Origin of the sequence: Kitasatospora arboriphila, assembly GCF_039528095.1 — a bacterium.
GTDB lineage: Bacteria > Actinomycetota > Actinomycetes > Streptomycetales > Streptomycetaceae > Kitasatospora > Kitasatospora arboriphila.
Genome location: NZ_BAAALD010000007.1, coordinates 34,674 through 41,458 on the forward strand (window position 1 = coordinate 34,674; position 6,785 = coordinate 41,458).

Consider the following 6,785-nt stretch of genomic DNA (forward strand, 5'->3'; position numbering starts at 1 on the left):
GTCCCGCCGTCGTTTCCTTGACGTCCCCGAGCCTGCCGCTCCCGGCCGTGCCCACCCAGGGCCGTGGTTTTCCTGGGTCTGCCAGGACCACCCTCGACGGCCCCGGAAGATCCGTAGGGTCGGGGCATGAGCAACAGTGATCGCGACGGACTCGGCGCCTTCCTCCGCGCCCGCCGCGCCATGGTCCGACCGGAGTCGCTCGGCCTCCCGGAGTACGGACGGCGCCGACGGGTGCCCGGGCTGCGCCGCGAGGAGGTGGCGCAGCTGGCCGGGGTCAGCGTGGACTACTACGTGCGGCTGGAGCAGGGCCGCGGCGGCGGCACCTCCACCGAGGTGCTGGACGCGGTGGCCCGGGTGCTGCAGTTGGACGCCACCGAGCGGGCCCATCTGCACCGGCTGGCCCGGCCGCCCCGGGAGGACGCCGTCGCGGCGGCCCCGGCGGAGGTCCGCGACGGGGTGCGGCTCGTCCTCGACATGCTGGCCGGCCCGGCCTTCGTGCTCGGCCGGTGCATGGACGTGCTGGCGTGGAACGCCCCGGCGGAGGCGCTGCTCGGGCTGTCGGACCTCCCGGAGGGCGAGCGCAACATGGCCCGGCACGCCTTCCTCGACCCGCGGGCCCGCGCCTTCTACCCGGCCTGGGAGCAGGTCGCCGCGGAGACCGTCGCCCACCTGCGGCTGGACGCGGCCCGCCACCCCGCCGACCGGCGGGCGGCCGCGTTCGTCGGCGAGTTGTCGGCACGCAGCCCGGAGTTCCGGCGGCTCTGGGACGGACACGCGGTGGCCGAGAAGACCCACGGGCGGAAACTGCTGCGGCACCCGACGGCCGGTCTGCTGGACCTCGGCTACGAGACGCTGGCCCTGCCGGGCGACCCCGCCCTGCTGCTGGTCGTCTACACGGCCGAGCCGGGCTCGCCGGAGGCCGAACGGCTCGCCGCCCTCTCGGCCGCCGTCCCGGTCTGACCCGCCCGGACCGACACGGCCCGGTACAGCAGGCCCCGCACAGCACAGCGCGCCCCGCCGTGCTCGGGGGTTCACGGCGGGACGCTCGACCTTCAGCATGGCCCCGTCCGCGCCCCGCGGCCACCGAGCACCGCCGAACAGGCGTCACCGTGATCGTGGCCGACCCCGGGGCCGCGGCCTCACCGCCGGTCCGGCTCCGGCGGGAGCGTCGCCGTGCCCGGCGCGGCACCGGGCCAGACCAGCAGGACGGGGCAGGGCGCGTGGTCCACCACGAACCGGGCGGCCGGTCCGAGGCTGCGCGGCCCGAGGCCGGTGCGGTCGCCGTCCCGGGCCAGCACCAGCAGGTCCGCGCCCTCCGCGGCGGCCACCACCTCCCGCTCGGTCCGCCCGGCCCGTTCGACCCGGCGGCAGGGACGCCCCAGGTGCTCCGCCGCGACGTCCAGCAGCCGGTGCCCGGCCGCGTCCGCGAGCTCCTCCATCCGGCTGCCGGGGTCGCTGCCCCAGCCGTCGGCGTGGTCCCCGCGCGGGTGCCGACGGCCCATCAGCCCGGCGAAGGCGCCGTGCGCGGCGCCGGGCACGGCGCGGTCGCTCACGTGCAGCAGCACGACCTCCGCGTCCGGCGGGGCGTGCACCCGGGCCGCATCGACGCAGGCACGCCACGTGCCCTCGGCCACCCACACCACGACCGCCACGGCCTCATCCTCCGACGACCTGCAGGGAGCCCCACAGTGCCACGACCGACAGGAGCAGGGAAGCCGGCACCGTGAGCAGTCCGAGCCGGGTGAACTCGCCGAGGTCCACCTCCCCTTCGTGGGCGTGCACGATGCGCCGCCACAGCAGGGTCGCGAGCGAGCCCGCGTAGGTCAGGTTGGGCCCGATGTTGACGCCCAGCAGGACGGCCAGCACCGCCCCGGCCCCGGACGGGGCGGTGAGCGGCAGCAGCACCAGTACCGCCGGCAGGTTGTTGATCACGTTCGCCAGGACGGCCGCCAGCGCGGCGATCCCCAGCAGGGCCGCGAACCCCTGGCCGGTGGGCACCAGGTGGCCGAGCGCGTCCGCCAGTCCGTTGTCCACCACGGCGCGCACCACCAGGCCGAGCGCCAGGACGAAGGCCAGGAACGGCACGCTGGTCGCCTGCACCACGGTGAGCACGGTGGTCCGCCGCCGGGCCAGCGCATGCGCGGCGAGGACCAGCGCTCCGGCGCAGGCCACCCACGCCGGGTCCACCCCGAGCGCCGAGGCGGGCACGAAGCCGGCCAGCGTGCAGGCGACGGTGACCAGTGCGAACCGCGGCATCCGGGGCACCTCGTCGGCCGCCGCGGCATCCGCCCCGGCGTCGAGGTCGGCGGCGAAGAAGCGCCGCAGCACCACGTACTCGACAGCGATCGCCACCAGCCAGGGCAGCAGCATCAGCGCACCGAAGCGGACGAAGCCGAGGCCGCTCGCGGCGAACGCGAGCAGGTTGGTCAGGTTGGAGACCGGCAGCAGCAGCGAGGCGGTGTTCGACAGGTGGGTGCAGGCGTAGACGTGCGGCTTGGGCCGGGCGCCGAGCCGGGCCGCGGTGGCGAACACCACCGGCGTCAGCAGGACGACGGTCGCGTCCAGGCTGAGCACCGCCGTGATCGCCGAGGCGACCGCGAACACCTGGACCAGCAGGTGGCGGGGCCGGCCGGCGGCCGTCCGCGCCATCCAGGCCCCGCACACCCGGAACAGCCCCTCGTCGGCGCAGAGCCGGGCGAGCACCAGCACCGCGGCGAGGAACCCGATCACCGGGCCGAGGCGCGCCGCCTCCTCGCGGGCGTGGTCCAGGGAGAGCGCACCGGTGCCGACCGCGATCGCGGCCGCGGGCACCGCCACCACCGCCTCCGGCCAGCCGAACGGCCGGACCACCGCGCAGACCAGCACCACCACCAGCAGGCCGACCGACAACACCTCGGACGACGACATGTTCCGCTTCCGCTCCTCACCGACACCGCGCCGCACACCGGGCGGCCGCACCGGCGCACCCTGCGGCACCCCGGGCCGGACCGGGGCGGACCACCGACGACTCCGGTCCCGATCGAACCAGAGCCGTGCGGCGGTCCGCACACCGGCTCCGGCAGGTCCTCGCCGACCGGTCGGGCAAGCCGAGCAGGCCGGGCAGGCCGGGCAGGCCGGCGCGGGCGCGGCCGACGCCGGGTCAGCCGAGCGACTTGCCGCGCTCCGTCAGGGCCGCCTGGAGCCGTTCCAGGGCCTTGGGGCCCATGCCGTGGAGCTTCTTCAGCTCGGCGACCGGCACCCCGGCCAGGTCGTCGAGGCGGGTGTAGCCGGCGCCGGTCAGCGCGCGGGTGGCGGGGGCGCCGATGTTCCGGGGGAGGTCGCCCTGCGGCTGGTCGGTCATGCCGCCGATCCTGCCGCATCCCGCACCGGCGTCGGGCCCGGTGCCGGAACCCGGCGTGTCGTCGGTTCCCGACCGCCGGGCGGACGGGTACCACGAGGGGGGAGGGCGGCCGGTCGGGGCCGTCCCGAACCGGAGGGAGACGGCATGGACAGCGCCCTGGCAGGGATCGTCGATGCGCTGAAGGCGGTCGAGAAGCAGGCCCGGGACACCGCGCTCGCCAAGGCCCGCGCCCACCGCGAGCCGGTGCCGCTCGCCGACCAGCCGCACCTGCTGGGCGCGCTGGCCGCAGCCGTCGAGGCGCTCCGGGACGTGGCGGGCACCTTCCCCGACCGGATGCACACCCCGGACGGCAGAACCACGCTCCGCACCGCCACCGAGCGGCTGGGCGTTGCGGCGGACGCCCTGCGGGACGCCGAGCGGCACGCCGCCGCGGGCGGCATCTGACACTCCGTCGGCGGGCGCCGTCCGCGATCCGGAGAGAACGCCACCGTCCCGGCCGTCCTGCCGCCCGCCCACCGGGCCGTCCACAAGCCGCTGCTGGACGTCCGGCCGGAGTACCTCGCCGCGGGCTTCGGCGAGGTGCAGCAGGAGTATGGCACCTTCGACACCTACCTGCGCCAGGGCCTCGGCCTCTCCCGCCAGGACCTCCGCGACCTGCACGGCCGACTCCTGACGTACTGACCGCGGGACGGGTACGGCCCGAGGAGCGCCGGGAGCCGTGCGATCCGGACGTGGAGTGCGGACGGATCCCGCCGTCCACAGCGCGGTGCCGCGCCGTTCCCCGTAGCCCTGTGCGGCTATCCGTCCGTACGGTCGCGCAGGGCTCCCAGCGCCCCCAGCGCCGCCGCCACCGCTTCCTCCGGGGTGCCCGCCGGGACGGGGGAGGCGGTGGCGGGTGCGTTCGGGAGGTCCCATCCCGCGAGGGAGACGACCGGTTTGCCGAGGCGCATGCCGAGGGCGACCTCGCTGAGCGTGCCCCAGCTGCCGCCGACCGCGATCAGGGCGTCGCAGGCCCGCACGAGCAGCCCGTTCCGCAGCTCGCCGAGACCGGTGGCCAGGGCCACCGTCAGATGGGGGTTCCCCCGGGCGCGGTCGGTGCCCGGCAGCAGCCCGACCGTGAGTCCGCCGCGGCTGCGCGCCCCGGCCGCGGCCGCCTCCATCACCCCGCCGAGCCCGCCGCAGAGCAGCACCGCGCCGTGCCCGGCCAGCAGTTCGCCGACCCTGCGGGCCAGGGCGCACTCCTGCGGGCCCGCCCCGCCCGGGCCGATCACCCCCACGTACGGTGGTCCGGCCGCGGGTGGGTCCTGCGACGTCATGGCGACCTCCGGGCCGGATGCGGGTACTGGGCGACACCGGCAGTATCGGGCGCCGGCCGGGAGGCCGGGCCGGTACCGGCGCCGTCGGAGTGACCCTCCGGTGCGCCGCGGTGCGGCCGACCCCCGCTCGGGGCCAGCCGCACCGGGGCGTCGCCGGGTCAGCCCTCCAGGGCGATGTAGAGGCGGCGGCCCTGCGGGCGGAAGCCGACCCGCTCGTACACGCGGCGGGAGCCCTCGCCGGAGTACTCCAGCCAGACGGACGAGGCGCCGCGGCCGAACATCGTCGCGGCCAGTTCGGCGGTGACCGCCGCCGCGATGCCGCGACCGCGGTAGTCGGGCCGGGTGCCGACGCCGGCCAGTTCCGAGGTGCCGACGGCCGGGGCCGAGCAGATCGCCCCGCCGACGCAGCCGCCGTCGGGGGAGCGGACGAAGCGGTCGGCGCCGCCGCCGTCCTCGGTCCGGCGCAGGCGGGCCGCCCCCTCCGGGGAGGAGGTGAACTCGCCGGCGAACGCCTCGGACAGGGCCGCGTCGATCGCCGCGTAGTCCGTGTCCCCGCCGGGTGCCTCGACCGTCGGCACGGGCGCGTCGCCGTACCGGGGCGGGGTCAGGGTGGCGGGGGTGCAGACCAGGTACTCGTGCACGGCCTCCACGGTGAAGCCGGCCGCGAGCAGGGCCCGCTCGACGAGGGGAGCCGAGTCGGGCGCGAACTCCAGCCGCGGCTTGAGGCCGCGGTCGCGGAACGCCGCGACCAGGCCGGCGACGTCCGCCGCGGTCGGCTCGGCGCCGGGCAGCGGGGTCGCGTAGTTGATGTAGGGGCTGGTGGTGTCGGGGTCGAAGCCCGCCACGAACCCGCCGGTCTCGACGACCAGGGGACGGCGGCGCAGGTTGGCAACGGCGAAGCTCTGGACAGGGGTGTCCACGGTGATGATGACCTCACGTCAAGACAAGGGTGGGTGCACACCCGCACCGGTGGCGGGCAGCACTGGATGTCGGGCCGGTACGAGCCGGCGCCACCGCCGCGGAGGGCGATGGCAGGCGGTGCGGAGCACCGCGCGTGGGGCCGCCGTGAGACGGGCGTGGTACGTGAGGCTGCGCAGCAGGCAGGCGCTCAGTACCGACGGCGGCCGCTGAGGGACGCCGGGACCATGGACTTCATTCCCTTGGGGGTGAGTGCGCGCCCCCGTGCGGAGCGCGGCTCACACCCTGCCACGCACACGCACCGCCTGGCAACCGTTGCCGGTTGAGCGGTCGTCAGGGCGTCAGGGCGTCCGGGCGTCCGGGCGTCCGGGCGTCCGGGCATCCGGTGGTCCCGGCCCGGCGGTCGCCGGAACGTCACCGGTCGCCGTCCGCGCCGTCCGTACCGCTCGTGCCGTCCGCCGTGTCCGTGCCGCCCGTCCCGTTCGCGGGGCCCGTCCCGCCGGTGCCCGTTCCGCCGGGGCCCGGTGCGGTCGGGAGTCCGGTGCGGGCCCGGCGACGGCGGCGCCAGAGCACGGCCGCGCCGCCCACCAGCAGGACGAGGCCGACGGCGGCGAGGACGCCCATCCAGGTCTGGTCGAAGAGAGCGCCGCCGAGGGCGCCGATCAGGGTGTACGTGGCGGCCCACAGCAGGGCGGCCGGGGCCTCGCCGACGGCGAAGCGGCGGACGGGCCAGCCGGAGAGCAGACAGGCCGCGATCATGAAGATCCGCCCGCCCGGGACGAGCCGGGACGGCACCAGGACGGTCCGGCCGTGCTCGTCGAGCCTGCGTTCGGCCTCCTGGACCCGCGGATGGTCGAACTTCGGCCGGATCCGGGCCTCCAACCGTCCGCCGGCCTGCCCGGCGAGGCGGTAGAGGGTGACGTCCCCGCACCATGCGCCGAGGCCCGCGCAGACGACCACCAGCGCCACGTCGCGGGGCACCGCCGAGGAGTGCACGGCCGCCGCGGCCGTCGCGCTGACCAGGATGCTGGTGGGGAAGACCGGGACGACGGATCCGAGCGCCACCAGCAGGAACAGGGCCGGGAAGCCCACCGACTCGGCGGTGCCCGAGTCCGCGGCCAGTGCCGCCAGGGCCGCGCCGGTCACCGGGCGCACCCCCCCCGCCGCCCGGCGGCGGGTGGCGGGTGCCCCGCGCGGGGGGTGTCGGGTGG

9 protein-coding genes are annotated in these 6,785 nt (G+C 77.0%); 3 read left to right on the forward strand and 6 right to left on the reverse strand.

What is annotated here, in order from left to right:
• Positions 1-126: 126 nt before the first annotated feature.
• On the forward strand, positions 127-960 hold the full coding sequence (locus ABD353_RS05815) for a helix-turn-helix transcriptional regulator (RefSeq protein ID WP_344622384.1): 834 nt from the start codon (positions 127-129) through the stop codon (positions 958-960).
• Between the two features lie 179 nt (positions 961-1,139).
• Here the strand turns inward: ABD353_RS05815 and ABD353_RS05820 are convergent, their stop codons facing one another.
• The 3 genes from ABD353_RS05820 to ABD353_RS05830 all read right to left on the reverse strand — a co-directional run bounded on the left by ABD353_RS05820 (position 1,140) and on the right by ABD353_RS05830 (position 3,340).
• Entirely contained in the window at positions 1,140-1,652 is a 513-nt protein-coding gene (locus ABD353_RS05820; protein WP_344622385.1) for a universal stress protein, read from the reverse strand.
• A 4-nt stretch (positions 1,653-1,656) separates the two neighbouring features.
• Positions 1,657-2,907, reverse strand: a complete 1,251-nt coding sequence (locus tag ABD353_RS05825; RefSeq protein ID WP_344622386.1) for an SLC13 family permease — start codon at positions 2,905-2,907, stop codon at positions 1,657-1,659.
• Positions 2,908-3,139: 232 nt separating this feature from the next.
• A complete protein-coding gene (locus ABD353_RS05830) occupies positions 3,140-3,340 on the reverse strand; it encodes a helix-hairpin-helix domain-containing protein (protein ID WP_344622387.1) in 201 nt (66 codons plus the stop codon).
• A 144-nt stretch (positions 3,341-3,484) separates the two neighbouring features.
• Here ABD353_RS05830 and ABD353_RS05835 point away from each other — a divergent pair, with 144 nt between their 5' ends.
• The gene (locus ABD353_RS05835) at positions 3,485-3,784 is read left to right on the forward strand and encodes a hypothetical protein (RefSeq protein WP_344622388.1); all 300 of its coding nucleotides are present in this window, start codon (positions 3,485-3,487) and stop codon (positions 3,782-3,784) included.
• 93 nt (positions 3,785-3,877) lie between these two features.
• Entirely contained in the window at positions 3,878-4,021 is a 144-nt protein-coding gene (locus ABD353_RS05840; protein ID WP_425555085.1) for a tyrosine-protein phosphatase, read from the forward strand.
• Between the two features lie 116 nt (positions 4,022-4,137).
• On the opposite strand, the gene ABD353_RS05845 is transcribed toward ABD353_RS05840, so the two are convergent.
• The 3 genes from ABD353_RS05845 to ABD353_RS05855 all read right to left on the reverse strand — a co-directional run.
• Complete coding sequence (locus tag ABD353_RS05845; protein WP_344622389.1) at positions 4,138-4,656, reverse strand: TIGR00725 family protein; 519 nt, start codon at positions 4,654-4,656, stop codon at positions 4,138-4,140.
• 158 nt (positions 4,657-4,814) lie between these two features.
• Positions 4,815-5,576 (reverse strand): GNAT family N-acetyltransferase, encoded by a 762-nt coding sequence (locus ABD353_RS05850; protein WP_344622390.1) that lies wholly within the window; start codon positions 5,574-5,576, stop codon positions 4,815-4,817.
• Positions 5,577-5,988: 412 nt separating this feature from the next.
• Positions 5,989-6,785: DedA family protein (locus tag ABD353_RS05855; RefSeq protein WP_344622391.1), on the reverse strand; the 797-nt coding region annotated here is incomplete at its 5' end.